Raw genomic sequence first — 25,248 nt, forward strand, 5'->3', positions numbered from 1 at the left:
TTACCTTTCTTGTAATCGGTCAGGCCTGGGCCAATGCCGCTTTCATCTTGGCCAGCGCACTCTTGTTGAGCTGGCACACGCGCGCATCGGACAGGTCGAGCACGGCAGCGATTTCCTTGTAGCTGAGCTCGAATTCGTAAATCATCTGGATCACGCGCTGCTCCCGTTCGTTCAGCGCGGACAGCGCCTGCTCGAGGCTGCGGCGCACGAGGAACTGGTCTTCCGGTCCCGGCGCGCTGTGTGCGCGTTCCGTCGATTCCTGCAGGATCTCGTCGAAGCTGAGCAGCTCTTCCGCGCAGTCGTCCAGCAGGAACTGGCGCCATTCTTCCTGGCCGATGCCCAGCGCGTCGGCCGCTTCCTTGTCGTTCGGCTCGCGGCCGAGCTTGCGGGTGAGGGCGCGCACGGCGTCGCGCATCTTGTGGCTGTCCTGGCGCACGGCGCGCGGACGCCAATCCTGGCGGCGCAGCTCGTCGAGGATCGCGCCGCGCACGCGCAGCGACGCGTAGCTGCCGAAGCCGGTGTCCGGGGTGCCGTAGCGGCGCAGCGCTTCGAGCAGGCCCATCAGTCCGATCTGCTCCATGTCCTCGCGGCCCATCGCACCCGACACCTGCGAGGTGAGCTGGCGCGCGATGCGCTTGACCAGCGGCGCATAGGCGACGAGGTGTTTCTGCTCTTCGGCCGCGCTCATGGCCGCGTGGATCGCGGCGTCGGCATATTCGCTGCTGGCGTAGCTGTCGGCGTAGTCGGTCATGTAGCCCACATTGTCCCCGATGATTATTCGATGATCAGCTTGCCGATCATGACTTGCACGAACGGTTTTTCCGTGTGCTCGTGCTCATAATTGGCGTCGAAGGATTTGTTCAACTGGTCCGCGTACTGCTCGACCGTCATGCCGGACGCTTCCTTCATCGTGTAGGCCGAGAGGGTCCGCACCGCCAGGCTGCGCAGCAGCGGCAGGTTTTCCTTCGTTTCCTTTTCCTTCGACGCTTCCGTCGACAGCACGAGGTCCGTGGACAGGTAGTGCGCGTCGCTGTCGTCCGGGCCGCGACGGAGCATCACGATGACCTTGTCCAAGGTCACGTACTTGAGCGGCTTGCCGTCCTTCGGCTTGTCCGGTTCGACCTTCTTGGCCGCGCCGGCTGCCGCAGCGGGCTTGGGCATGAACCACCAGACCGCGCCGCCCGCGCCGGCCGCACTTACGATCACGGCGCCGGCGATGGCGATAATCATTTTCATTTTGCTCATGTTGGTACTCGCACCTTGTGGGCGCTATCGATGCATCCGTTGCTTACGATTCGCGGCCGAGGTTGAACACGGACGCGGGGTTGCCGGCCTCGGCCAAACCGCGGCCAGGCTCGTTGTCCTGATCGCGGCCTTGCTGGCGGCCGCGGCCCTGCTGCTGCGGGTCGCCGAACGGCGCCGCATTGTTCTTCGGTGTCGGGGTGACCGTCACGGCCACTTCCGTGTACTGGCGCTGCGACAAATCGTTGCGCAGATTGTCGCTGACGGTCTGCAATTGGCGCAGCACGTCGCCGTTCGAGGCGGAGATGTTCACTTCCAGCGTGCCGGCGCTGTGGCGGATCGCGATGTCGATGCGGCCCAGCTGCGGCGGCTCGATGCTGATCGTGGCCTGCTGCACGTTGTTCGCGACGTGCACGTTCAGGCGGTCGCCCAGCGTTTCTTGCAGGCTCTGGCGCCATGCGGTCGGCGAGCCGGCCAGCTTGACGGTATCGGCGGCCGGCTGGGCCGGCTGCACCGCGACGGCGCCTGGCACGGCCGCGGCGAGGTTCGTGCCGGCCGAAACGCCTTGCGCACCCGGGGCGGGCGCGGCATCCGCGTTCGCATCCTGGCCGCCGGCGGCGTTGCCGTTGGCCGCATTGGCCTGCACGCTTGCTGCGACGGCGGCATGGGTGTCCGCCACCGGTGCGGCCGTCGCGCCCGCCGGTGCCGTCGCCAGCGCCTGCACGAGCAGGGCCTGCGGCAGGGCAGCGGGCGCACGGCGGCTGTCCTGGCCGGAGACGGCGGGCGCCGGGGTCGGCGCGTCGGCCTTGGCGGTATCGCCGGTCGCGGTGTGCGGTCCGCCCTGGGCGGCCTGCACGGCTTGCGTGATCTGTTGCGGCGACAGCGGCATCAGCGGCATTGCCATCGCGGCCAGCAGTGCCGTGTCGGGCGCGGCGGCCGCGGGCTTGCCGGTATCGGTGCTCTGGTCGTCCGTGGCCGCCGGTGCGGCGGTCGGCGCCGGCGTGCTGCCGTCATCCGCTTCGGGCGCGGCCGGCACGGCGGCCTGCGCCACCGGCACGGCGACGTCGAACTGCTGGCCGAGCCAGCGTGCGAACGGCTGTGCCGGCGCCTGGGCGGCGCCTGCGTTGTCGGCCGGTGCCGATGCCGCGGCCGCGGCCGGTGCCGGCGCCGCGTCGTTGGCGGCGGCCGGGGCGCTGGCCTGCTGGGCCGGCTTGGCCGGAATCGAAGGGGATACGGTGTTGAGCATCATCGTCATTCCTGGATTGGGTCGAGTTCGGTTTCGCTGTACATCGCATAGGCGACCCAGCCCTCTTTATTGGCGCGCATGTCTTCCAGGCGCGATGCGAGCGCGCGCCCGGCCGCGGCGGCGGCGGTGGCAGCGGCGGTGTGCTGGGCACGGACCCGCTCCAGCGCGGTGCGTTCCGCGGCGTTCCAAGGACCCTGCTCGGCCAGCGCGCGCAACGCCGGCATCAGCGCGCGGACTTGCGTGGCCAGCCGGTCCCAGTCGGCGCGCGCGGCGGCGGCCTGCATGGCGTCGCCGAGCTGCGCGAGTTTGGCCTGGCGGTCGAGTGGATCAGCCATTGCGCGACCGGACGCCGTCCCAGCCCTGGCGGATGGTCGTCATGATCTTCATGACTTCGTCGACCATCGCCGGATCCTGCTTGATGCCGGCGCCGTGCAGGTGCGTGACGCAGAAATCGTACAGGTTGGCGAGGTTCGCCACGACCTGGCCGCCACTCTCGAAGTCGAGGGAGCTCGACAGGCCGTTGATGATGTCGACGCACTTGTTGATGCTGTTGGCGCGCTGCTCGTAGCGCTTGGCGACGATGTGGGCGCGCGCGCGCGCCAGCTCGTCGATCAGGCCGTCGGTCAGGACCAGCACCAGTTCGACCGGCGAGGCGCGCGACGTCTGCGCGTCCAGGCTCGTGGCGTGGTAGCTGCTGTAGGCTTCGTAGGACATGGCTGTTCTCTCAGGAGGACTTATCGTTTCCGAACATTGCGTCGAACATGGACAGGTTGCTGTTCATTGCCGACTGCAGGGTCTGCAGTTCAGTAAATTGCTTCAGGTAACGCTGGTAAGCGGAATCGTATTGCGCGCTCAGGTCGGTCTGGCGCTTGCTCAGGTCCGATTGCAACTTCGTGTTGGCATCGGTACGCTGCTGGATCTGGCCCGTGGTGCTGTTGCTCCACAGGTTCAGGTAGGTGTTCAGGCTGCCGGCGATGCCGGTCGGGCTGCTGATGCTGCTTGAGCCGATCAGCTGGTCCAGGCCGTTCGGATTGCTGGCCAGCTGCTTGGTCAGGCGGGTGGAGTCCAGCGCCAGCGTCCCGTCGCGGTTGGCCGTGATGCCGTAGGCGGCCAGCGACAGGGTGCCGTTCGGGCGCACCAGGTCGATCAGGCGGGCTTGCAGCGCCTTGATCCCGGAATCGTCGGCGAAGACGCCGGCGGCCTGGTTGCTGCTCGGGCTGCCTGGGTCGACGAGGCCGTCGATCGTCGTCTTCAGTTTGTTGTACGCGTCGACGAACGCCTGCACGTTCTTGGTCGTGCCTGCGCTGTCGCTGTTGACCGTCAACGTGATCGGGTTTTCGGCCGCGCCTTGTGCGCGGGTGAACGTCGCCGATACGCCGCTGATGTTCGTGAAGGTGTTCGACGACTGCTGCATCGGCGTGCCGGCCTTGCCGCCGAACAGGACGATGGCGTCCTGGGCCGCATTCACGATGGAGCGCGTGCCGAGGCCGGTCTGCAGCGTGCCGTCGGTCACGAGCGACGGATCGAGCGACACCGTGTTGGCTTCGCCCGTGTTCTTCGAGGTCAGCACGAGGCGGGTGTCGGTACCGATCGTGACGACGCCGGCCGAGACGAGGCCCGTGTTGCCGGCAGAGCGGTTGATCGCGGCGGCCACCTCGGTGATGCTCAGCTTGCCGTCGCCGTCGGTGTCCGCGGAGGCGGCCGACAGGTCGACGTTGAACGAGGCGGTCGTGGTCGCGGTCGTTTCGTTCGACAGCACCACTTTCAGCGTGCCGCCCGCCGTCCTGCCGTCCGACAGGTTGTTGTACGACACCTGGCTCGCCGTGGCCAGCTGTTGCACGAACAGGCTGTAGGTGCCGGCGGCCGCCAGCGGTTTCGCGGTGGCGCTGCCGACCGACGTGTCGGAGAAGGTGGCGCTTTGCGCCAGCATCGAGCTGCCGAGGCCCGTCAGTGAACTCAGGCTCGTCTGGAAGGCGGAGATCGCCCCGCTCAGCTTCGACAATCCGCTCGCGGTGGCATTCGCCAGGGCGGTCTGGTTGTTGATCGTCTGCTGGGGTTCCGCGACGGACTTCTGTGCCATCGCGGTTGCCGTGGTGGTCGGATCGTAGGCCGGTGCGGTAATGGTCGACATGTTGGCTCCTTCAGAGTGGTGAGTGGACGATCAAGCCTGGCGGGCGAGCCAGGATTGCGTGGCGATTTCGTCTTCGCGCTTGCGCTGCGTGCGTTCCTGCGTGCGCGCGTAAGCGGCCTCGTGCTGCTCCAGCACCTTGCCCAGCAGCTCGCGCCGCGTCCAGGCCTGGGCCAGGTTCTGCTGCGCGACGGCCATGTCGGCTTCGTGCAGTTGCAGATCGGTGCGGTGCGTGTCCGCCAGCGCGAACACGGCCTGCTTGTAATTCCCGCAGTTCATGGCGAGCGCCGGCGACAGCGGCCGCGTGCCGGCCGGCTGGCCCGACGGGCCACTGCCTTCGGCCAGCGCGGTCAGGCGTTCCACGCTCGTCTGGTAGCGTGCCCGCGTCGCTTCCTTGCGGGCCAGCGTCGTCTGCAGGCGCTCGACCTCGGTGCTGCGCACGCGCACGAGGGTGTCCAGGCTGGTGATCGTCTCGCGCTTGCTCATGCCATCATCGCTTTCAGTTGGTCGATACAGCCGGCGAACGGCGCGTCTTCGCGCGTGCCCTGGCACAGGAATGCTTCGATATGCGGGTGCAGCTTGACGGCGCGGTCGGTCTCCGGATCGGCGCCCGGCTGGTACGCGCCGAGCGGGATCAGGTCGCGCACGCGCGCATGCTTGGCCAGCGACGCTTTCAGCTTGCGCGCGGCCAGCGCATGTTCCGGCGACACCACCTGCGCCATGCAGCGGCTGATGGATTGCGCCACGTCGATCGCCGGATAGTGGCCGCGTTCCGCCAGCTCGCGCGTCAGCACGATGTGGCCGTCGAGGATCGCGCGGGCGCTGTCGACGACGGGGTCCTGCTGGTCGTCGCCTTCCGCCAGCACCGTGTAGATCGCGCTCATGCTGCCGTTCTCGTTTTCGCCATTGCCGGCCGATTCCACCAGCTGCGGCAGGTTCGAGAACACGGACGGCGGATAGCCGCGCGTGGCCGGCGGTTCGCCCAGCGACAGCGCCACTTCGCGCAGCGCCATCGCGTAGCGCGTCAGCGAATCGCACAGCAGCAGCACGTTCTGGCCGCGGTCGCGGAAGTGCGCCGCTATCGAGTGGCACAGTTCCGTCGCCATCACGCGCATCAGCGGGCTTTCGTCGGCCGGCGCCACGACGACGACGGCGCGCTTCAAGCCTTCCGGACCCAGCGACTTCTCGATGAACTCGCGCACCTCGCGGTTACGTTCGCCGATCAGGCCCACGACGATCACGTCGGCCACGGTCTGGCGCGTGATCAGGCCGAGCAGCACCGATTTGCCGACGCCGGAACCCGCCATCAGGCCCACGCGCTGGCCCTTGCCGAGCGTAAGCATCGAATTGATCGCGCGCACGCCGACGTCCAGCGGCTCTTCCACCGGTGCCTTCTTGAGCGGGTTGACCTTCGGCGGCGTCGTCGACAGCGTTTCTTCGCCACCGAGCTTGCCGCGGCCGTCGATCGGCTCGCCGAGGCCATTCACCATGCGGCCCATCCACGACGGGCCGATCTGGATGCTGGACGGACCCGTGGCCGGCAGCACGCGCGCGCCCGTCACGAGGCCGTCGGCCTGCTTGAACGGCATCAGGTACGTGACCTTGTCGCGGAAGCCCACGACCTGCGCGTCGAGCCAGTTGCCGTCGACGGTCTCGACGCGGCAGCGCTGGCCCGTGTGCAGGCGGCAGCCCACGCTTTCGAGCAGCAGGCCTTGCACGGCGACGAGGCGGCCGGTCGGCGTCGCGACGGGCGGCGCCTTGATCTCGAGGCTGCGCAGGGTTGCGGCCAGGGCGCTCATTCCGCGTCCTCCTTGCCGGATGCGTCCAGGCTGTCGCGCACCTGCGCCATGCAGGCGGTCAGGCGGCCCTGGCAGCCGGCGTCCACTTCATGGTCGCCCGCACGCACGCGGCACTCGCCGAGTTCCAGGGCAGGATCGGACATCAGATTCCATTTCTTGGCGCGCTTCGGATCCAGTTCCTGGATGCGCTTGAGTTCTTCCGGATTCATGAACACTTCCACGTCGTCGCGCGTGGGCGGCATCGCGGCCAGCGCCTCGTCGACGAGGTTCAGCATCTGCACGGGTTGCAGCGCCAGCTCGGCGCGGATCACCTGGCGGGCAATCTTGCCGACCAGGTCCACGACTTCCTTGCGCTGGGCGTTGCGGAATTCGGTCTTCATCTTCTTCAGGCTGCGCAGCATCGCGTCGACGGGCTTGGCCATCTGTTCCAGCTCGGCCAGCGCCTGCTGGCGGCCTTCGGCGATGCCGCGCTCCACGCCTTCCGCGTGGCCCGCGTCGTAGCCGTCGGCGCGTCCTTCGTCCAGGCCGACTTCATAGCCTTCGCGCTGGCCCTGGCGATAGCCGTCGGCCACCGCGCTCTGCCAGTCTTCGGTCGGCGTGGCGGAGGACGACGATTGCGCGCCCTTGGCCGCGCCGGCAGCGATGAACTGCGCCAGCGGCGGGAAGTGATAAGGCCGGAACTGCTTCATTCCGCGGTCGCCTCGGCAAACAGCTGGACTTCGATCTCACCGTTGTCGACGAGCTCCTTGACCTGCGCCATGATCTCCTGGCGGGTCTGCACGATGCGCGACATCGGCACGGGGCCGGAACGCTTCATGAGGTCGTCGAAGCTCTGCGCCTGGCGCTTCGGCATCGCGCCCAGCACCGCGTCGCGCAGCGCGGGTTCCGCACCCTTGAGCGCGATCGCCCACTGCTCCAGCGGGATCTCGTCGAGCAGGCGCGTGATCGTCTGTTCGGTCTGCGTCGACAGGATGAAGAAGTCGTACATCGACATCTCGATCTTCGACACGACGTCCGGATCGTGCGCGCGCAGCAGCTCGACCATCGTGGCGCGGTTGTTCGGCAGGCGGTTCAGGATGTCGGCCGCCTGGCGCACGCCTTCCACGGTGGCGCTCTGCGTGTCGAGCGCGGACAGGCAGCGCTGCACCAGCTCTTCCAGCTCGGCGAGCAGCTCGCGGTCGATCTCTTCCAGGCGTGCCAGGTTCAAGAGCACCAGTTCGCGCCCGTCTTCCGGCAGCGCGTCGATGATCTGGCCGGCCAGCGCGGGCGGCAGGAAGGCGAGGAACACGGCCTGCATCTGCACGTGCTCGGCGGCGATGTAGTCTGCGAGCCACTTCGGCGACGCGTACTGCAGGCGCGCCATCATCGGGCGGATGGCGTCGCCGTAGATCGTGTTCAGCACGCTGTTCGCGATTTCGCTGCCGAGCGCCAGGTCCAGCGAGCGCTTCAGGTAGCTGCGCGAGGCGCCGTGCAGGCCGCTCTGCTGGCGATAGTCGTCGAAGAACTTCTGGATCGAGTTCTTGACGGCGTCGACCTTGATGCCGCTCATCCGGCTCATCACCTGGGTCAGCTCGATCAATTCCTCGCGCTCGAGGCAGCGCAGCACGGCCGCGGCCGGCTCTTCGCCGATGGACAGCAATACGATCGCGGCCTGTTCGACCGGGCTCAGCACTGCTTCCTGCACGTCGTTATTGTTCAGATCCGCCATTTTTCTTTTGCACCCATTGTTTGACCACTTCAGCGACCCGCTCCGGCTCTTTACCCGCCAGTACTTTCAGATGGTCGACCATCACATCCACGGCCGAACCGGCCGGGGGCAAATCGTATTCCTCGAGCAGCGCCTGGACCGGCAGCGTGCCGCTGGCCGTTGCCGGCTGGGCTGCCGCCGCACCTGCCGTGGCAGGGGCCGGCAGGGCGCCGGCGTTGTGGCCAGCCGCGAGGGCGTTGGCGGCACCGGCCTGGACGGTCGCCAGGTTCGCAGCCGCCGCCTTCGGTGCCATGCGCTGGGTCAGCATGCGCATCAGCGGACGCAGCACGAGCAGCCAGCCGAGCAGGGCGCCGATCGCGTACATCGCGTAGCCGGCCATGTCGACGATGTTGTCGCGCTCCTGGTACCACGGCTCGCTTGGCGCCGGTGCCGGGAAGCTCAGCGACGACACCGTCAGCACGTCGCCGCGGTTCGTGTCGATGCCCAGGCCACCGCGCAGGATCTTGTCGATGTTCGCGATCTCGGCCGGACTCCAGCCCGTCTTCGGCGTCGCGGCCTTGGCGTTGTTCAGTACCACGGCCACCGACAGCTTCTTGAGGCGGCCGCGCGAGCGCTTGATCTGCGTGATCGCGCGGTCGTAGGCGTACTGGCGGGTCGTCGCGTTCTTGCGCGCGCTGCCGTCGTCGGCCTTGGCGTTCGCGTCGCCCGCGGCGTTCGCGTTCGCGGCGCTCGGATCGGCCGGATTGCTCGCGACCGGCGGACGGTTCGACAGCGTGCCCGGCACGCCCAGCGCCATGCGGCTCTTTTCCATTTCCTCGCGCATCGCTTCGCTGGTGACCTTCGGGTCCGCGCCGTACTTCTCCTGCGTTTCCTCGATCTTGTCGTTGTCGACGTCGGCCGTCACGCTGACCTTGAAGTTGTCGGCACCCAGCACCGGGCCGAGCAGGCCGGCCACGTTGGCGCGCACTTCATCCTGGTAGCGCTTGGCGGCGGCATCGCCCTGGGCGGCGCCGTCGAAGCCTTCGGTCAGGTCGACGCGCGACGACAGGTAGTTGCCGCTCTGATCGACGAGCGACACGCGCGCCGGGGCCAGGCCCGCGACGCTGCCGGCGACCATGTTCACGATGGCGGCGATCTGTTCGTTCGACAGGTTGTGGCCCGGCTTCACGGCCACCACGACGGATGCCGACGATTTGTCGCCATCGCTCGCGACGAACGACGACGACTTGGCGATGGCCAGGTGCACGCGTGCCGACGCGATGGCGTCGAGCGTGAGGATCGACTGCGCCAGCTCGCCTTCCAGGCCGCGGCGGAAGCGCACGTCCTGCACGAATTGCGACACGCCCAGCGGGTCGTTCTTGTCCATCAGCTCCAGGCCGGCCGGCAGCTGCGCGGTCACGCCCTTGGCCGCCAGCAGCATGCGCACCTTGCCCAGCTGGCCCGTCGGGACCATCACCTGGCCCGAATCCGGGTGGATGCGGTAGGGCACGTGCTCGGCGTCGAGCACGCTCATCATGTCGCTGGCGACGACCTTCTCGTGGGCGCCGAACACTGGCTTGTAGCCGGCCTGGTCGTTCCACGTGTACAGCATGACGGCCGCGGTGATGCCGATGGCCAGCACCAGCATCGGGGTCAGGTTCTTGGACAGCGCGGGCGGCAGGGCCAGGCGCTTGCCGCCAAAGGCGGACTTGAGAGTAGCGATCACGGTCAAGTGTCTTCCTGTCAGACGGGCAGCTTGAGCAGCTCGTCGACGGCGCCCATGACTTTGTTACGAACTTGCATGAGCATCGAAAAGGACAGGTTGGCCTGCTGCGACGACAGCATGGCGCCGACCAGGTCGTCGCTCTTGCCGCTGTCCACGGCTTCCATCTTCTGGTTGGCCACCTGCTGGTCCTGGTCCACGCTGGCCAGGGCATTCTTCATGCTCTGCGCGAAGGAGAAGTTGCCGTTGCCATCGCCCAGGGCGGGGTGGCCGGCGTCCACTGACGGCGCCATGACGTTAAGTCGGCTGGCATCGTTGTTAAGGGCTGCCAGGTCGGCCCTGATGAGGCCGGCAAGTTCAGTTCCCATCGTGTTCATCACTCCCATGCTGTAAGTTTGCGGGTTGTAACTTTTCGTAAATGTTGCTATCGGCTTCAGCTGTTACATTTAATGAAACAGCCGTTGTCATTTAGAAAATTGTTAAATGTTCAGCGGCATACTGTGGCTTGGTTTCTGGCGCGGAACCGAGGAGAATAGCAGCGGTCCCGTCGAATACCCAGAGTGAGTTTTTGTTTTCCCCAGCGCAGTAACTGCATCTTACCGTAGGGCAATGGCGAATTCAAAGGGGAAAATCAAATAGCGCGACACAATTTCCCAGGTATAATAGTTGCCCAGAGGAATGAAAAGAAAGCATCTCTGCTTATCATTTTTTTAATTTGACCATGCCGATTGCAACCCCCGACACCACCGCGCAGCACCAAGTGCTCGACCCCTCTCTCCTGGGGCGTCCGGTACACCTGCTGCCCCAGTTTGCGACGCGCCTGCAGGACGACCTGGAGGCGGCGATGCAGGGCCATGCCCGTCGCTACTGGGCCGGATGGCGCCTCGACCACGTCGAATTCGGCCGTGCGCCGCAAGACCACAGCCTGCGCTGGATGGCCGTACTGGGTGCGTTGGGCACCGTCGCGGTGACGTTCGAGCGTGGTTTATTACTGACACTATTGGAGCGGCGCTACGGTGGACGTGGTGCCGGCGCAACTCAGCGGGACCCGCAAACCGAGCGCGTCACGGCCACCGAAGAAAGATTAGGCGTCGTACTGACGCAACAAATGGTGGACCTGTTGTATGCACGCGTCGCTGCCAGTGTGGCAATGGACGTCGCGCCGCGGCCCGTCCAGGCCAACGCCGTGGTGGCTTCGGCAATGCCCGGCGAAAGCAACTGGGCCCTGCGCGTCCACGTACGTGATAACAACGACAACACCGGCCAGTTCTGGATCGCGCCCGACCAGCAACTGATGGCCACGATCCTGGGCACGCTGCGCCCGGAAAATGGCCGCCAGATCGCCGCGCGCGGTCCGGCCGAGCCCCTTGCGACCAAGCTCCAGGTCAAGCTGGACGGCCGCCTGGTCAGCAAGGAAATCACCCTGGGCGCACTGTTCGACCTCAAGGTGGGCGACGTGATTCCGGTGAACGTGGGCCGGGCCGACGTCCTGCTCGACGAGGCGCGGTTGTTCACCGCCGCCGTCGCCGAGCACAAAGGCAAGCTGTGTTTAACCTCTTTTGAAGACGCCGAGTAATCAACATGAACCTCAACGATCAATTCGCCGGTGGCGACATCCTCATCGACGACGAGCAGATGGAAGAAACCGCACCCGCGGCAGCCGCACCGAAAGCCTCGCCGCGCCTGCCCCAGATGATGCGCCGCATCCCGGTGACGCTGACGCTGGAAGTGGGCTCGGCCCGCATCTCGCTGCAGGAACTGATGGCGATCGGCCCGGACAGCGTGCTGCCGCTCGACGTCATGGCGGGCGAGCCGCTCGTCATCAAGGTCAACGGCGCCGCGATCGGCCGCGCCGAAGTGGTCGTCGCGGGCGAGCAGTACGGCCTGAAGGTGATCGACCTGGACGGCCTCAACCTGGACCTGATCACGTCATGACGTTGCAACGCCGCGGCGTTGGGGTGTCGACCAACCTCCGCCGCTTCGCGCCGCTCGCGGGCGGCGCCTTGTTGTTGCTGGCCAGTGCAAGCGTGTGGGCCGCCCCGGCGGGACCGGACGTCCTGCCCGGCGTGATCCCCGGCTCGACCAGCGGCCTGACGGTGAAGTCGCAGATCCTGGTCCTGATGACCATCCTCGGGCTGCTGCCCGTGATGGTCATGATGATGACCAGCTTCACGCGCTTCGTGATCGTGCTGTCGCTGCTGCGCCAGGCGCTCGGCCTGCAGCAGGGCCTGCCCAACCGGATCGTCACCGGCGTCGCGCTGATCCTCACCTTGCTCGTCATGCGTCCGGTCGGCATGCAGGTCTGGAACGAAGCGTTCGTGCCTTACGACAAGGACAAGATCTCGCTGGAGCAGGCACTCAAGATCGCCGAGGTGCCGCTGTCGCGCTTCATGCTCGCGCAGACGAGCAAGACGGCGCTCGCGCAGATCGCGCACCTGTCCGGCGAACCGGCCGAGATGAAGCCGATGGAGCGCGGCTTCACCGTGAAGCTCGCCGCGTTCGTGCTGTCGGAACTGAAAAGCGCGTTCCAGATCGGCTGCATGTTGTTCATTCCGTTCCTGATCATCGACCTCGTGGTATCGTCGGTGCTGATGGCCATGGGCATGATGATGCTGTCGCCCCTCGTCATCTCGCTGCCGTTCAAGCTGCTGCTGTTCGTGCTGGTCGATGGCTGGACCCTGACCGTGAATACCCTCGTCGGCAGCATCCACGGCATCTAGCCGGCTGCCATTATCCGTATGACTCCTGATATCGCCGTCGACTTCGTCGTCGAAGCCCTGCAGCTGGTGATGCTGCTCGTGATGGTGCTGGTGGTGCCGGGCCTCGTGGCCGGCATCATCGTCGCGCTCGTGCAGGCCGCCACCCAGATCAACGAGCAGACGCTCTCCTTCCTGCCGCGCCTCCTCGTGACCCTGCTGGCCCTGATCATCTCCGCCCACTGGATGACGGGCAAACTGATGGACTATTGCGTGAGCGTGTTCCAGCGCGCCGCGACCCTCGTCGGCTGATGCTGGAAGTCTCGCACCTGCTGCTGCCGTTCATCAGCGCGCTGTGGTGGCCGTTCTGCCGCATCATGGCGCTGCTGTCGACGGCGCCCGTCGTCGGCGACGCGCTCGTCCCCGTGCCGGTACGCGCGCTGCTGTCGCTGTCGCTCGCGTTCCTGATGCTGCCGCTGACGAAGGGCGCCGTGACGCCCGATGCGTTTTCGCTCGCGGGCGTCGTCGTGATGATCGAGCAGGCCGTGATCGGCGCCGTGCTCGGCTTCGCGCTGCAACTGACGATGGCCGTCGTGAACATGCTCGGCTTCCTCGTCTCGAGCCAGGTGGGCTTTTCGATGGCGCAGATGAACGATCCGCTCAACGGCCAGCAGTCGGACGTGATCTCGGGCCTGCTCGGCATCGTCGCGATCCTCGTGTTCTTCGGCGTCGACGGTCACCTCGTGCTCGCGGGCGTGCTGGGCCAGAGCTTCCTCGCCTGGCCCGTCGGCGGCGGCTACCAGGGCCTGCTGCTGCAGACCGTCGCGCTGAACGTGGGCTGGGTGTTCTCGGCCGCGATCCTGCTGGCGCTGCCGATCGTGTTCTCGACGATGGTCGTGCAGATCGGCTTCGGCTTCCTGAATCGCGTGGCACCGGCGCTGAACTTGTTCTCGCTGGGCTTTTCGCTGGTGACGCTGTTCGGCCTCATGATGCTCGTGCAGGTCGTGCGCTTCATCCCGGAGCACTACGTGCAGATGACCAACCAGGTGCTGGAGATGCTCCAGCAGCAGATGAGGGCGGCGCATGGCTGATACCGGCACCGGCGGCGACAAGACAGAAAAGGCGTCAGCCCAGAAGCTGAAGAAGGCGCGCGAGCAGGGCCACGTCGTCCGCTCGAAGGACCTCGCGACGGCCGTAGGCATCCTCGCGAGCCTGAAGCTGTTCGCGTACCTGCTGCCGGGCTACCTGGAGTCGTTCCGGTCGCTGTTCCGGCTCGTGTACGCGCCGCTCGGTGCGGCCGGCTCGATGGAGAACGCGATGTCCGTCGTGTGGAGCGGTGCCGCGGTGCTGCTCGTGAAGATGGTGCTGCCGCTGCTGGGCGTGCCGCTCGCGGTCGTCGTGGCCGGCGTCGTGCCGGGTGGCTTCGTCTTCTCGACGAACAACCTGATGCCGAAGTTCGACCGCTTCTCGCCCATCAAGAACCTGGGCCAGCTGGCGTCGGGCAAGCACTGGACGACGTTCGCCACGTCGCTCGCGAAGGCCGCGATGTTGGCGATGGTGCTCGTGCACGTCGTGCGCTCCGCGCTGTCGGCCTGGGTCAACCTGCAGCGCATGCCGCTGTCGGACGCCTTGCTGCACGGCGCCGGCATGATGTTCGACGGCGTGATGGCGCTGGTCGCCGTGTTCGTGCTGTTCGCGCTGATCGACGTGCCGCTGCAGGCGTTCATGTTCGCCCGCAGCCAGCGCATGAGCAAGCAGGAAGTGAAGGAAGAATACAAGAGCACCGAGGGCAAGCCCGAGATCCGTTCGCGCATCCGCCAGCTGCAGCAGCAGATGGCCCGCCGCAACGTGAACAAGACGGTGCCGACCGCCGACGTGGTGATCGTGAATCCCGAGCACTACGCGGTCGCGCTGAAGTACGACACCAAGCGTGCGGAAGCGCCATACGTGGTGGCCAAAGGCATCGACGAGATGGCCTTGTATATCCGCCAGATCGCGGCCAAGCACCAGATCGAGACGATCGCGTTGCCGCCGCTGGCACGTGCCATCTACAACACGAGCCAGGTGCAGCAGCAGATTCCCGCCGCGCTGTACCAGGCCGTGTCGCAGGTGCTGAACTACGTGCTGCAATTGAACGCTTTCCGTGCGGGCCGGCGCCAGGCCGCCCCCCGGTTCCCGAATGACGTGGCCGTGCCGGCCGCTTTGAGTGAGGTATCCCCGACATGAATTTCCTGAACAGCTTGATGCTCGAGGTGCGCCGTCAGAAGATCGCCACGCCGGCGTTCCTGCTGACGCTCCTGGCGATGATCATGCTGCCGCTGGCGCCGGTGGTGCTGGACGTGCTGTTCACGTTCAACATCGTGCTGGCGCTGATCGTGATCCTGACGTCCGTGTCGGCCAAGCGGCCGCTGGATTTCTCCGTCTTCCCGACCGTCATCCTCGGCACCACCTTGCTGCGCCTCGCGCTGAACGTCGCGTCGACGCGCGTCGTGCTGCTGCACGGCCACGAAGGCACGGCGGCCGCGGGCCACGTGATCGAGGCGTTCGGTAACGTCGTCATCGGCGGCAATTTCGTCGTCGGTATCGTCGTCTTCGTGATCCTCATGATCATCAACTTCGTCGTCGTGACGAAGGGTTCCGAGCGTATCTCGGAAGTGTCCGCGCGCTTCACGCTGGATGCGCTGCCCGGCAAGCAGATGGCGATCGACGCCGACTTGAACGCGGGCCTGATCAACCAGGAAAAAGCCCAGCTGCGCCGCAAGGAAGTGGCGGCCGAGGCGGACTTCTACGGCGCGATGGACGGTGCGTCGAAGTTCGTGCGCGGCGACGCGATCGCGTCGATCCTCATCCTCTTGATCAACATGATCGGCGGGGTCGCCATCGGCGCCGTGATGCACGACCTGTCGTTCGCCGACGCGTTCCGCCAGTACGCTCTGCTGACCATCGGCGACGGCCTCGTGGCCCAGGTGCCGGCACTGCTGCTGTCGGCGGCGGCGGCAATCCTCGTCACCCGCATCAGCGATTCGGGCGACTTCGAACAGCAGGTCGGCGGCCAGTTGCTCGCCAACCCCACGGTGCTGTACTCGGCGGCGGGCGTGATGGTGATCCTGGCCCTCGTGCCGGGCATGCCGTGGTTCTTCTTCATGGTGTTCGCCTCGGCCCTCGGCTACGTCGGCTTCCGCCTGTCGAAAGAAGAAGTGAAGGCGCCGGACGAATCGAGCATGTCCGCCATCGAAGCCGCGCTGCGCGACGACCGTGCGCCGGAACTCGACTGGCAGCAGCTCCCCGTCGTGCAGCCGATCTCGATCACCGTCGGCTACAAGCTCGTGCACCTCGTCGACAAGGCGCAGGGCGAGGTCCTGCCGAAGCGCATCAAGGGCGTGCGCCAGAGCCTCTCCGAACAAATGGGCCTGCTACTGCCGCCGATCGGCGTGCGCGACGACCTCACGTTGCGCCCGAACCAGTACGCGATCGCGATCAACGGCACCGTCGTGGCCGAAGGCGAGGTCGTGGCCGAATGCCTGATGGCGATCCCGTCGCCGAACGTGTATGGCGACATCGACGGCATCCCCGGCATCGAACCGGCGTTCGGCATGGCCGTCACGTGGATCGAACCGGACCAGAAGGCGCATGCGCTGGGGCAGGGCTACCAGGTCGTCGAGGTGCCGAGCGTGATCGCCACGCACGCGTCGAAGGTCGCGCGCGACTACCTGGCGGAGCTGTTCCGCCACGAGGACGTGCCAGCGCTGATGGAGCGCCTGACGGCGCTGTCGCCGAAGCTGGCCGGCGCGCTGGACAAGGCCCTCACGCACACGCAGCTCCTGCGCGTGTTCCGCGTGCTGCTGGCCGAGAACGTGTCGCTGAAGGACATCGTCGTCATCGCGACGACCTTGCTGGACAGCTCGGAAACGACGAAGGATCCGATCCTGCTCGCGGCCGAGGTGCGCTGCGCGCTGCGTCGCCAGATCGTCTCGGGCCTGTACGGCAAGAAGAAGGACATGCCCGCGTTTAACCTGTCGGGCGAACTGGAAAACATGCTGCTCGGTTCCCTGAACCAGGCGCGCCAGAACAACGGCGGCAAGGTCGTGCTGGACAACTACCCGATCGACCCGCAACTGCTGTCACAACTGCAGCTGAACATGCCGGTGGCGCGCGAGCAGATGAAGCAGCAGCACACGCCGCCGTTGCTGCTGGTGCTGCCGCAGATTCGTCCGCTGCTGGCCCGCTACGCGCGCCTGTTCGCGCCGGGTTTGAACGTGCTGTCGTATAACGAGATTCCGGAAAACCGCGAAGTGTCGATCATCGGCACCGTGGGGTGATCGGCGGGGAGAACCGTATGGAACAGCGTATCGCGATCTATGGCGCCGGCGGGCTCGGACGGGAAGTCCTGCAGATCATCCGCGACATCAATGCCGTGCAGCCGACCTGGGCGTGCGCCGGTTTCCTGGTCGACCCGGGTTTCGACAGTCCGGCGCAGGTGGCCGGCCTGCCGGTCCTCGGCGGCATCGACTGGCTGGCCGCGAACCCGGACGTGTGGGTCGTCGTGGCTATCGGTTCCTCGGCGGCGCGGCGCCAGGTGGCCGAGCGCATCCGGCAGCGGTGCCGGAACCGCTTCGCGACGCTGGTTCATCCGCGCGCCTGGATGGGCGAGGGCGTCCACCTCGGCGAGGGGACGATCTTCTGTGCCGGCGCCCTCGCGACCACGGACATCCGCATCGGCGCGCACGTCCAGGTGCACGTCGGCTGCACGATCGGCCATGACGCCGACTTGCGCGATTTCGTCACCCTGACCCCGCGCGGTTGCGTGTCGGGCAACGTATTGATCCACGAGGGGACCGACGTGGGGGCGGGCGCCGTCATCCTGCCCAAGTGCGTCCTCGGACACTGGTCCGTCGTCGGCGCGGGGAGCGTGGTCACGCGCTCGCTGCCGGACAACGTCGTCGCCGTCGGCGTGCCGGCGCGCGTCGCCAAGGAACGCCAGCCGGGCTGGCATCTGCCAGTTTAGGCGGGCAGCAGCAGGGCCAGTTCGGCCATCGCCCGGAACACGGGCAGGCTGAGCGCGGTCGCCGCTTCGGTCGACGGCAGGCGCGCGTGGACAGGGCCGGCCGGCAGGTCGTCGCGCCAGGCCCAGGCCAGCACGCGCAGCCCGGCGCGGCGCACGGCCGCTTCCAGTTGCGGCTGCAGCTCGCGCAGCCGCTCCAGCACGGGCAGGTCGGCCGCGCACACTTCCATCTTGATGCCGTCGGCGACGGGCGTCGCCTGCACCGTGACCACGGTGCCGTCGGCCAGCACGAGTTCCAGTCTCAGCGCGGCGCGTGTGCGGCGGCGTCGGTTCTGCTGTTGTTCCGCTTCGCCTTGCACCACGCGCAAGTGCTGTGCACGGGGCGACCCCGCATGGACCGTGAAGCGCCACGCATCCGGCGGCGGACTTTGCAACTGGGCCAGGCGTGCCGCGCGCGCGTCCTGGCCGGCCTGCAGCAGCGCCGTCGGCAACTGCCCCTCGCGCATCTGCTGCTCGCGGATGGCCTGCTGGGTGCCGTAGTTGCGCACCATGCCGCGCCAGGCGCTGGCCAGCGCGCCGCCATCGGCGTTCGGCCAGGTCATCTGGCGCGCCATCGCCACCTGGTCGGGTCGCATCGCAGCCCCGTCCTGACCTGCCTCGGCGGCGGACGGCTGCGCCGGCGCGGGCTGCGCGGCCGGCAACGGCACGGACTCGATCTCCGCCTGCAGCAGGGCGGCTGAACCGGCGGCTGCCAGCGCCGGACCGATCTGCGACGGCGCCGCGGCCGGAACCACGGGCGCGGGCGGGAGAAGCGGCGGGAAAAGGATGCTGGCCATGGTGTCGGGTACTCAAAAGTAAAAAGGCCAACCGCGTGGTTGGCCTTCGAGGATTCCCGGCTGGGTTACACCGGGAGAAAGCCCATTACTGGAGCAGCGACATGACCATCGAGGACATGCTGTTGCTCTGCTTGAGCATCGCGGTGCCGGCTTGCAGCAGCATCTGGCTGGAGGTCATGTTCGACGATTCGGTCGCGAAGTCGACGTCCATGATACGGCCTTCAGCGGCCTTGCTGTTGGTGCTGATGTTCGACAGGTTGTTGTACACGTGGCTCAGACGGTTCGCCGCAGCGCCCAGGCCCGAACGCAGCGTGCTGACGTCTGCCAGGGCGGTGGTCAGGGTGCCGATCGTGGCGTTGGCCGATGCGGTCAGTTCGGTGCCGGTCGTGGCGGCGCTGTAGTTGGCCGTTGCGCTCGACACGTCGGTTTGCACCTGGTTCAGGGCGGTGCTCAGGTCGACGCTCATGGTTTCGCTCGACGACGCGCCGATCTGGAAGGTCATCGATGCGCCGACGGTGCCGCCGATCAGCAGCTTGTTGCCTGCGAACGAGGTGTTCTTCATGACGTTTGCCAGTTCCTTGCCCAGTGCGTCGAATTCCGACTGCATTGCGGTCTTGTCGGAAGCGGTCGACGAGGCGTCGGCAGCCTGGGTGGCCAGGTCTTTCATGCGGGTCAGCATGTTGTTGACTTCGTCCAGCGCGCCTTCAGCGGTCTGCAGCATGGAGGTCGAGTTCTGGGTGTTACGCATTGCGACAGCCATGCCCGAGGTTTGTGCTTGCAGGCGCGAAGCGATCTGCAGGCCGGCGGCGTCGTCCATTGCCGAGTTGATGCGGTAGCCGGTCGACAGGCGCGTCATCGAGGTCGATAGCGAGGCCTGGGTGCGGTTGATGGAGTTCTGGGCCGACAGTGCGGCGTTGTTGGTGTGAAGGCTCAGCATGGTTGGCTCCTAAGTATTCAGTAAAAGATCGGTTGGCTGCTTGGCTTGTGATTTCGAGTGTTTCGCTCGCTCTCACATGTACAAGACGACCGGTTTCGCATCGGCATTAAGTGCCATGCGGAAATTTTTTAAATTTTTTTTGGACTTGGCATTTTGCAAAAAGAAAAGGCCGGCACAAGGCCGGCCTGATACGCTGGAACGGTACCGTCAAGCGCCCTGGACCAGCGTACGGATCACCTGGGCCACCACGCCGATCTTGTGCGGATCCATCGTCTGCCCCGTCGGCAGCACGATGACGCTGTCGGCCACGGCCTCGGTGACAGGCAACAACAGCCCGGCATGGGGGAACAGCGAGCGATATGGCTCCATCTTGTGGCAGCCGGGCCAGAAATAGCGGCGCGCCAGGATGTTTTCCGCGCGCAGCGCGTCGATCACGGTGTCGCGCGGGACCGGGCAATCCGGCGTCACTTCCATGATGATGTATTGGAAATTGTTGCGTTCGCGCTCGTCGTACTCCACCACGCGCACGCCCGGGATGCCGGCGAGCGCCTCGCGGTAGGCCCGGTAGTTGGCGCGGTTGGCGGCGATGACGTCGTCGACGGCGTCCAGGTTGACGAGGCCCATGGCGGCGGCGATCTCGATCATCTTGCCGTTGGTGCCCGGGTAGCTCACCTGGTCCAGGCCGGAGAAGCCGAAGTTACGCATCAGCCGCATTGTGCGCGCCAGTTCGTCGTCGTTGGTGACGACGGCGCCGCCCTCGAAGCTGTTGAAGAACTTGGTCGCATGGAAGCTCATCACTTCGCAGCGGCCGAAGTTGCCGATCTTGCGTCCGCCGTGGGTGCAGCTGAAGGCGTGCGCGGCGTCGAACATCAGCTGGAGGTCGTGTTCGGCGGCGACGGCCTCCAGCGCTTCCACCGGCGCGGCCCGGCCCCACAGGTGCACGCCGATGATGCCCGTGGTGCGCGGCGTGATCATCTTGCGCACCGCGTCCGGCGACAGCGTGTGCGTGGCCGGGTCGATGTCGGCGAACACCGGCGTGATGCCCTGCCATTGCAGCGCGTGCGCCGTGGCGACGAAGGTATAGGCCGGGACGATCACCTCGCCTTCGAGGCCGAGGGCGCGGATCGCGATCTCCAGGGCGATGGTGCCGTTGCACATGGCGACGCAATGCTTGACACCGAGGTGGTCGGCGACGCGGCGCTCGAATTCCTGCACGAGCGGGCCGTCGTTGCTGAGCCAGCGGCGGTCGAAGATGTCGCCGACGTGGCGCATGAAGGCGTCGCGGTCGCCCATGTTCGGACGGCCCACGTGGAGCGGATCGTCGAAGGCGGGGGCGGCGCCGTTGATGGCCAGGTCGGCCTGTTGGCGAATGGGTTTCATGTCGTTGCCTTATTCGGAAGCGGGGACGAGTTCGGACAGGCGCACCTGGAGCGGTGCCGGTTCCTGTCCGTCGCACCAGCGCTGCCACATTTTGCGGAGACCCAGTTCGAGGCCGGCCGCGGCGACGTCCGGATACCCCAGGATCGAATCGCTCAAGCGCTGGCGCATCGATGCGCGCATCAGCGCCAGCGTCTCCGTGTTCTGGGCCAGGAAGACGCCGAGCTTGACGTAGGTGTCGTCGCCCTCGGTGATGAACGAGCCCAGGCCGAGGTGCACCATGAAGACGGCCGCCGCGTGGCTCGGGTTGGTGGGGCCGATGGCGGCCAAGGTCGGTACGCCCATCCACAAGGCGTGACCGATGGTGGTCGAGCCGGTATAGGGGAAAGGACTGAGGCACACGTCGACGTCGTAGTGCTGCTTGAGGTATTCGTGGACGGGCGCGCGCGGGCGCAGCAGCAGGCGTTCGCGCGGAATGCCTTCCAGTTCGAACCAGTCGATCAGCCTGTCGTCGATGCCGGGCTGCAGGCCACCCAGCAGCATGCGCGAGTCGGGCACGGCGTGCAGGAGCTTGGCCCAGTGCGCGATCACGCCGCGGCTGAGCTTGCTCGCGCGATGGAAGCTGCCGAAGGTCAGGTAGCCGTTCTTCAGTGCCGGCAGATCGTTGACCGGTGGCGCACCCAGGTCGGGCAGGAACAGGGCGCCCGAGGGCAGGCGCACGATCTGTTCGCTGAACTGGTTGTCGTAGCGACCCTCCGGCACGAGGAACTGGTCGCACAGGATGTAGTCCATCGAGCGCATGCCGGTGGTGCCGCCATAGCCGATGTAGGTGGCCTGGATGGGCGCCGGCTTGCGTGCGAACAGCGGCAGGCGGTTCCTGGCCGAATGGCCGGACAGGTCGATCAGGATGTCGATGGCGTCCGCGCGGATCAGGCGTTCGGCCGCGTCGTCGTCGAGGTCGGCGATCGGACGCCAGACCGCGACGTTGGCGCGCATCCCGCGCGACGTCTCGTCGTCGATCGTATTGTTGTAGTAAATGTAGAGCGCGACCGCGGGATTGTCCTTGAGCGACTGGAACAGCGGCGCGATGAAGTGCGATACCGCGTGGTTGTACAAGTCGGCCGACACGAAGCCGATGCGCAACTGGCGCATCGGATCGCGATCGTTCGGATGCGACTGCCACTGCGTGCGCCATTCCGCTTCCCACCGTTCGCCAAAGCCGAAGTGTTCGCGCGTGAGCTCGTCCGCGTCCAGGCAGGAGTGGCTCAGGATGAACAGCAGCATGCTGTGCGTCTCCGGAGTCGGGCACATTTCCAACAGGCGCCGGCTCAGGGCGACCGCTTCCTCCCATTCGCCCAGCGTGAACGCGGTATGGGCGAGGGCACGGAGGGCGTGCTCGCTGCTGGGGTCGAGTTCGAGTGCCTTGCGCAGGACCGGCGCCGCCTTGTCCAGGTTGCCGTTCATCTGCAAGGTGGCCCCGAAGTCGCACAGGATGCCCGCGTGGTCCGGCGCCAGTTCGACGGCGCGTTCGAGGCAGGCCAGCGCCGCCGCGTTCTGGCGCAGATGGCGGTGGCTGAGCCCCATGTGGCGGTGCGCGTTGACATGGCCTGGCCGCCGTGCGACGACGGCACGGTAGCAGTCGACGGCTTCCTCATGACGGTTCAGGCGGTGCAGCATCTCGCCGAGGTCGAATTGGGCGTCGACGTGTTCGGGATCGAGTGCGAGTACTTGGCGGAACACGGCGGCGGTGTCCTCGAAACGGCCCTGGCCGTGCAGGGTTGATGCGAGGCAGAGTAATGCGGGAATGCTGTGCGGCGCCAGTTCGACCGCGCGCCGCGCGTTGGGCTCCGCTTCCTGGGGGCGCTTCAAGCGTACCAGGCTGTTGGCCAGACCCCGGTGCAGTTCGGCCTCGTCCTCGAAGCGCAGCGCTTGCCGATACGCGTCGGCCGCTTCCTCGTGTCGTCCGCCTTCGAACAGGGCGGCAGCGAGCAAGCCGCGAAGGTCGCGCAGTTTCGGGTTGAGTTCCAGCGCGCGCCGCAGGCACGCGATACCTTCGTCGAGTTGGCCGTCCTTCAGCAAGGCCAGTCCCAGCAGCGCATGGGCCTTCGCGTCGCGCGGGTTCAGCGACACCGTCCGGCGGTGGTGTTTGATGTCGTTCGTCATCGTGGGAGTCAGGACGCTGTTCATGGCCGTGCCTCGGGCGTGAAACAGGGAAGGAACGGCACCTGGCCGCGGGTAGGGGAAAAGGTCATGGACATGAAGGTCGGCTGCGAAGGGCCCGAACGTTGTTATTTCTCTAAGGAAACAAATATCTTTGAATTGTAAACCGTCTGTGCAGGTTCTGACGATACTTGTTGTATATCTGTGTCGTGATCGCCGCAGATTTTTTGACACTGGCCGGCTTACTAAATGTGGTTTAAGAAACCCGGCGGCGGTGCAGGTCACGGCTATTTCGGAGGAAGGGACAACAACTTGCCATTCCCCGATGAAAGTGTCGATCCCGGATCGACGGGCATTTTTAGGGTAATATTCGCTAGCCCGCGAGTGTCGTCGAAGCGCCGGGCGCCCATCTCAGCCTCGAACTCCCGCACCCACGTGACGGCCTTTGCCGTCGCTGAAACGTTTTCCGACATGGACTTGCGACCTTGCGGCATGCGCACGGTATCGCACCATTTCGGAAAGACCAAGTAGAAAATTGATGAAGCAAAGCAAGCGAACTCTAAGTGTTGCCCCCATGATGGACTGGAGCAACAATATAGTGTTCATGCGGTTCTTCGCAGACCTCTCCGTAATTTCTCCGTAGCTGATCAGGAATTTTCGTGTAGCTCCTTCCTTGTGGAGCCCGCAAGAACAGGTTGTGGACGCCAGTCTGCTGATACCGGCGCGCATCTGTTCGTAAAGCGGACGTTAGCAGGTCATCTCCTGCCCTGGGCACGGTTCAGACTGCAGCCGGATATGGGTCTTGAGCACGAACAGAATTCCGGTAAGGGTCGCGCGATCGTTGAGACGTGGCCGTCCACCTTTCGGTGACCTGCTGTGGGTTGGCAGATGAGCTGCTACAAGCGACCAAAGGTCTTCGGGGAGAAGTGCTTGGGCCATGGCATCAGTCCGTCTGGGAACAAGGCCGCCATCTTAGCTGCCGAAGCAACGCCGTGTACGTCCGCTACCGACCGAGGCTGTGTAAAAACGCGAGATCCACCTGTTTTCAGGGGACTCTTTACCATTTGCGACCTCGCGAAAACGTCATAGCGCACGTTTTGAGCAGTAGAGTGTCGCTGGCCTCCGGGCCGTTCTGCGTTTTTACACAGCCTGGACCCGTAGCGGACCTTGTGCGCTGCCTCTGCCTCACAAGAGGATGTTATCAAGGTGGTCACTTAGGTTGCTATATCGCCGCGCCATTCTGGTGACACTAGACGTACGTAAATAATGCCAAATCCGGGAGCTTGTCCGTCGACAACTACCAATGGTCGCTCGTCGTTAGGCGGCTCGCCATTAGTCCAAAGCTCGTAGCCGGTCTTCGCCTTTTCGTTAAAGAACGCGCCAGCATCGGTCATAAATAGCGAGGCTGCTGCGACGTGAGGCAGTAAGGTGCCGGTAGCGGTCGCTACTACGTCCGGCGGTTGTTTGCCGGCGTTGTGGCGACTCTCTGCGACTTTCTCCAGATGTTCTACGAGTCGCTCCCATTCACTGCCCTTAATCAGAGGCGCACCAAGGGTTCCCTCTACCATGGCGTGTAGCGCTTCGCCCAACGGGATCGTGGCATTGAAAGTACCGTGATACATAACCGGGGCTCCTGCCCGCGCTACCGGTATTGCTGGTTGGGCGGACTCGAGCCACCAACCTGAAGTTGGAGCCGGAGCATTGACGTCGATACAGGAATACCTAGTTCCTGGACACGTGCCTGGCGTTGTAGGCGCAATATTGAACGGAGCAGACTTTCTACGAAGTCCGGTCAACGTAAATTTCGGCCAGTGTGTGTAGAGGTAGCGCTGGATGTCCGGGCCATTTTTATCCACAGTAAACTGCCCTAGCGTGGTACCTGCGTCCGCGACTTTAGCTTGGATTAGAAGCGCGCGCCTCGTGCGGCCACCCTGCTCTTCACAGTCGAGGACGAACAACAGGTCGCAAAGCTCAGGTGCCTTCGATTTGTTGTCTCGGGGATCGGTCCAACGAGCCTTGGGTGTCTTATGCGTAAAAACTCCAAGCACATCGAGTTCACCAGCGACCAGATATGGTCTCCACTCCCGCACCAGTTTCTCGGGCAACTGAAGGACTAGCCGGGCCACCTCGGCCACTTCGCCCGTCCCTGATACAGGGTTTGGTTTGATACGACAGTCTCGAATTGCCGTCTCAGCGGCGGCAATAAGCGTGGGCGGGGCTTTCATAACGTGTTGTGGTTATCATTACATCAAAACTTAAAATAGCCTTACCTGCCATACACCTTATTCCACCAAGAGCAAATGCTCGTACAAAATGTGGCGTCCAGGCTGTTTTACCGGTCAGCGAAAGCGTTAGGTAGAGGCATCCGAGTGACTGCTCCTGGCCGGACCCGGCCATTTGGCTCAGCATAGCAGT

27 protein-coding genes are annotated in these 25,248 nt (G+C 65.5%); 8 read left to right on the forward strand and 19 right to left on the reverse strand.

From position 1 onward, the window contains the following. Nucleotides 1-19: 19 nt before the first annotated feature. From NX784_RS12435 to fliE, 12 genes are read right to left on the reverse strand one after another with little or no spacing between them, the layout of a single operon-like run. The gene (locus NX784_RS12435; protein WP_258816975.1) at nt 20-751 is read right to left on the reverse strand and encodes a FliA/WhiG family RNA polymerase sigma factor; all 732 of its coding nucleotides are present in this window, start codon (nt 749-751) and stop codon (nt 20-22) included. Between the two features lie 23 nt (nt 752-774). Then, nucleotides 775-1,236: a flagellar basal body-associated FliL family protein gene (locus NX784_RS12440; RefSeq protein ID WP_307735957.1), complete on the reverse strand. Its 462-nt coding sequence runs from the start codon at nt 1,234-1,236 to the stop codon at nt 775-777. A gap of 52 nt (nt 1,237-1,288) precedes the next feature. Then, nucleotides 1,289-2,491 (reverse strand): flagellar hook-length control protein FliK, encoded by a 1,203-nt coding sequence (locus tag NX784_RS12445; protein ID WP_258816978.1) that lies wholly within the window; start codon nt 2,489-2,491, stop codon nt 1,289-1,291. 2 nt (nt 2,492-2,493) lie between these two features. Next, entirely contained in the window at nt 2,494-2,823 is a 330-nt protein-coding gene (locus NX784_RS12450; protein ID WP_258816979.1) for a hypothetical protein, read from the reverse strand. Then, nucleotides 2,816-3,202 carry a flagellar export chaperone FliS gene (fliS, locus tag NX784_RS12455; protein WP_166863505.1) on the reverse strand — a complete coding sequence of 129 codons (387 nt, stop codon included), beginning with the start codon at nt 3,200-3,202 and terminating at the stop codon, nt 2,816-2,818. The genes NX784_RS12450 and fliS overlap by 8 nt, the downstream gene beginning before the upstream one ends. A 10-nt stretch (nt 3,203-3,212) precedes the next feature. Beyond that, a complete protein-coding gene (gene fliD, locus NX784_RS12460; RefSeq protein ID WP_258816980.1) occupies nt 3,213-4,619 on the reverse strand; it encodes a flagellar filament capping protein FliD in 1,407 nt (468 codons plus the stop codon). A 30-nt stretch (nt 4,620-4,649) separates the two neighbouring features. Beyond that, nucleotides 4,650-5,102 carry a flagellar export protein FliJ gene (gene fliJ, locus NX784_RS12465; protein ID WP_258816981.1) on the reverse strand — a complete coding sequence of 151 codons (453 nt, stop codon included), beginning with the start codon at nt 5,100-5,102 and terminating at the stop codon, nt 4,650-4,652. Beyond that, nucleotides 5,099-6,415: a flagellar protein export ATPase FliI gene (gene fliI, locus NX784_RS12470; protein WP_258816982.1), complete on the reverse strand. Its 1,317-nt coding sequence runs from the start codon at nt 6,413-6,415 to the stop codon at nt 5,099-5,101. Before fliI ends, fliJ begins: the two co-directional genes overlap by 4 nt. Next, nucleotides 6,412-7,104, reverse strand: a complete 693-nt coding sequence (gene fliH / locus NX784_RS12475) for a flagellar assembly protein FliH (protein ID WP_258816983.1) — start codon at nt 7,102-7,104, stop codon at nt 6,412-6,414. Before fliH ends, fliI begins: the two co-directional genes overlap by 4 nt. Next, complete coding sequence (locus NX784_RS12480) at nt 7,101-8,123, reverse strand: FliG C-terminal domain-containing protein (RefSeq protein ID WP_258816984.1); 1,023 nt, start codon at nt 8,121-8,123, stop codon at nt 7,101-7,103. Before NX784_RS12480 ends, fliH begins: the two co-directional genes overlap by 4 nt. Next, entirely contained in the window at nt 8,104-9,828 is a 1,725-nt protein-coding gene (gene fliF / locus NX784_RS12485; RefSeq protein WP_258816985.1) for a flagellar basal-body MS-ring/collar protein FliF, read from the reverse strand. Before fliF ends, NX784_RS12480 begins: the two co-directional genes overlap by 20 nt. 17 nt (nt 9,829-9,845) lie before the next feature. After that, nucleotides 9,846-10,193: a flagellar hook-basal body complex protein FliE gene (gene fliE, locus NX784_RS12490; RefSeq protein WP_258816986.1), complete on the reverse strand. Its 348-nt coding sequence runs from the start codon at nt 10,191-10,193 to the stop codon at nt 9,846-9,848. Between the two features lie 353 nt (nt 10,194-10,546). Here fliE and NX784_RS12495 point away from each other — a divergent pair, with 353 nt between their 5' ends. Genes NX784_RS12495 through NX784_RS12530 form a run of 8 tightly spaced genes read left to right on the forward strand, consistent with a single transcriptional unit; the run spans nt 10,547 to nt 17,526 of the window. Beyond that, nucleotides 10,547-11,401: a FliM/FliN family flagellar motor switch protein gene (locus NX784_RS12495; RefSeq protein ID WP_258816987.1), complete on the forward strand. Its 855-nt coding sequence runs from the start codon at nt 10,547-10,549 to the stop codon at nt 11,399-11,401. Nucleotides 11,402-11,460: 59 nt separating this feature from the next. After that, nucleotides 11,461-11,760, forward strand: a complete 300-nt coding sequence (locus NX784_RS12500) for a FliM/FliN family flagellar motor switch protein (RefSeq protein WP_370662933.1) — start codon at nt 11,461-11,463, stop codon at nt 11,758-11,760. After that, nucleotides 11,757-12,545: a flagellar type III secretion system pore protein FliP gene (gene fliP, locus NX784_RS12505; protein WP_370662930.1), complete on the forward strand. Its 789-nt coding sequence runs from the start codon at nt 11,757-11,759 to the stop codon at nt 12,543-12,545. The genes NX784_RS12500 and fliP overlap by 4 nt, the downstream gene beginning before the upstream one ends. A gap of 18 nt (nt 12,546-12,563) precedes the next feature. Further along, complete coding sequence (fliQ, locus tag NX784_RS12510; protein WP_258816989.1) at nt 12,564-12,833, forward strand: flagellar biosynthesis protein FliQ; 270 nt, start codon at nt 12,564-12,566, stop codon at nt 12,831-12,833. Further along, nucleotides 12,833-13,612, forward strand: a complete 780-nt coding sequence (fliR, locus tag NX784_RS12515; protein ID WP_258816990.1) for a flagellar biosynthetic protein FliR — start codon at nt 12,833-12,835, stop codon at nt 13,610-13,612. Before fliQ ends, fliR begins: the two co-directional genes overlap by 1 nt. Beyond that, complete coding sequence (locus tag NX784_RS12520) at nt 13,605-14,747, forward strand: EscU/YscU/HrcU family type III secretion system export apparatus switch protein (protein ID WP_258816991.1); 1,143 nt, start codon at nt 13,605-13,607, stop codon at nt 14,745-14,747. Before fliR ends, NX784_RS12520 begins: the two co-directional genes overlap by 8 nt. Further along, complete coding sequence (locus NX784_RS12525; protein WP_307735958.1) at nt 14,744-16,840, forward strand: flagellar biosynthesis protein FlhA; 2,097 nt, start codon at nt 14,744-14,746, stop codon at nt 16,838-16,840. The genes NX784_RS12520 and NX784_RS12525 overlap by 4 nt, the downstream gene beginning before the upstream one ends. A 17-nt stretch (nt 16,841-16,857) precedes the next feature. Then, nucleotides 16,858-17,526 (forward strand): acetyltransferase, encoded by a 669-nt coding sequence (locus tag NX784_RS12530; protein WP_258816992.1) that lies wholly within the window; start codon nt 16,858-16,860, stop codon nt 17,524-17,526. Here the strand turns inward: NX784_RS12530 and NX784_RS12535 are convergent. From NX784_RS12535 to NX784_RS12560, 7 genes are all read right to left on the reverse strand, one after another. Further along, complete coding sequence (locus tag NX784_RS12535) at nt 17,523-18,359, reverse strand: hypothetical protein (protein ID WP_258816993.1); 837 nt, start codon at nt 18,357-18,359, stop codon at nt 17,523-17,525. The genes NX784_RS12530 and NX784_RS12535 overlap by 4 nt on opposite strands. A gap of 85 nt (nt 18,360-18,444) precedes the next feature. Next, complete coding sequence (locus NX784_RS12540; RefSeq protein ID WP_258816994.1) at nt 18,445-19,296, reverse strand: flagellin N-terminal helical domain-containing protein; 852 nt, start codon at nt 19,294-19,296, stop codon at nt 18,445-18,447. A gap of 207 nt (nt 19,297-19,503) precedes the next feature. After that, nucleotides 19,504-20,676: a DegT/DnrJ/EryC1/StrS family aminotransferase gene (locus NX784_RS12545; RefSeq protein WP_258816995.1), complete on the reverse strand. Its 1,173-nt coding sequence runs from the start codon at nt 20,674-20,676 to the stop codon at nt 19,504-19,506. A gap of 9 nt (nt 20,677-20,685) precedes the next feature. Continuing rightward, on the reverse strand, nt 20,686-22,860 hold the full coding sequence (locus NX784_RS12550; protein ID WP_258816996.1) for a tetratricopeptide repeat protein: 2,175 nt from the start codon (nt 22,858-22,860) through the stop codon (nt 20,686-20,688). A gap of 720 nt (nt 22,861-23,580) precedes the next feature. Beyond that, a complete protein-coding gene (locus NX784_RS28955) occupies nt 23,581-23,772 on the reverse strand; it encodes a transposase (protein WP_370662931.1) in 192 nt (63 codons plus the stop codon). A 275-nt stretch (nt 23,773-24,047) separates the two neighbouring features. Next, nucleotides 24,048-24,455, reverse strand: a complete 408-nt coding sequence (locus NX784_RS12555; RefSeq protein WP_258816997.1) for a hypothetical protein — start codon at nt 24,453-24,455, stop codon at nt 24,048-24,050. Between the two features lie 568 nt (nt 24,456-25,023). Next, nucleotides 25,024-25,248 (reverse strand): hypothetical protein (locus NX784_RS12560; protein WP_258816998.1); only part of this gene is annotated, 225 nt, incomplete at its 5' end.

Origin of the sequence: Massilia pinisoli (assembly GCF_024753285.1) — a bacterium.
Taxonomy (GTDB): domain Bacteria; phylum Pseudomonadota; class Gammaproteobacteria; order Burkholderiales; family Burkholderiaceae_D; genus Telluria; species Telluria pinisoli.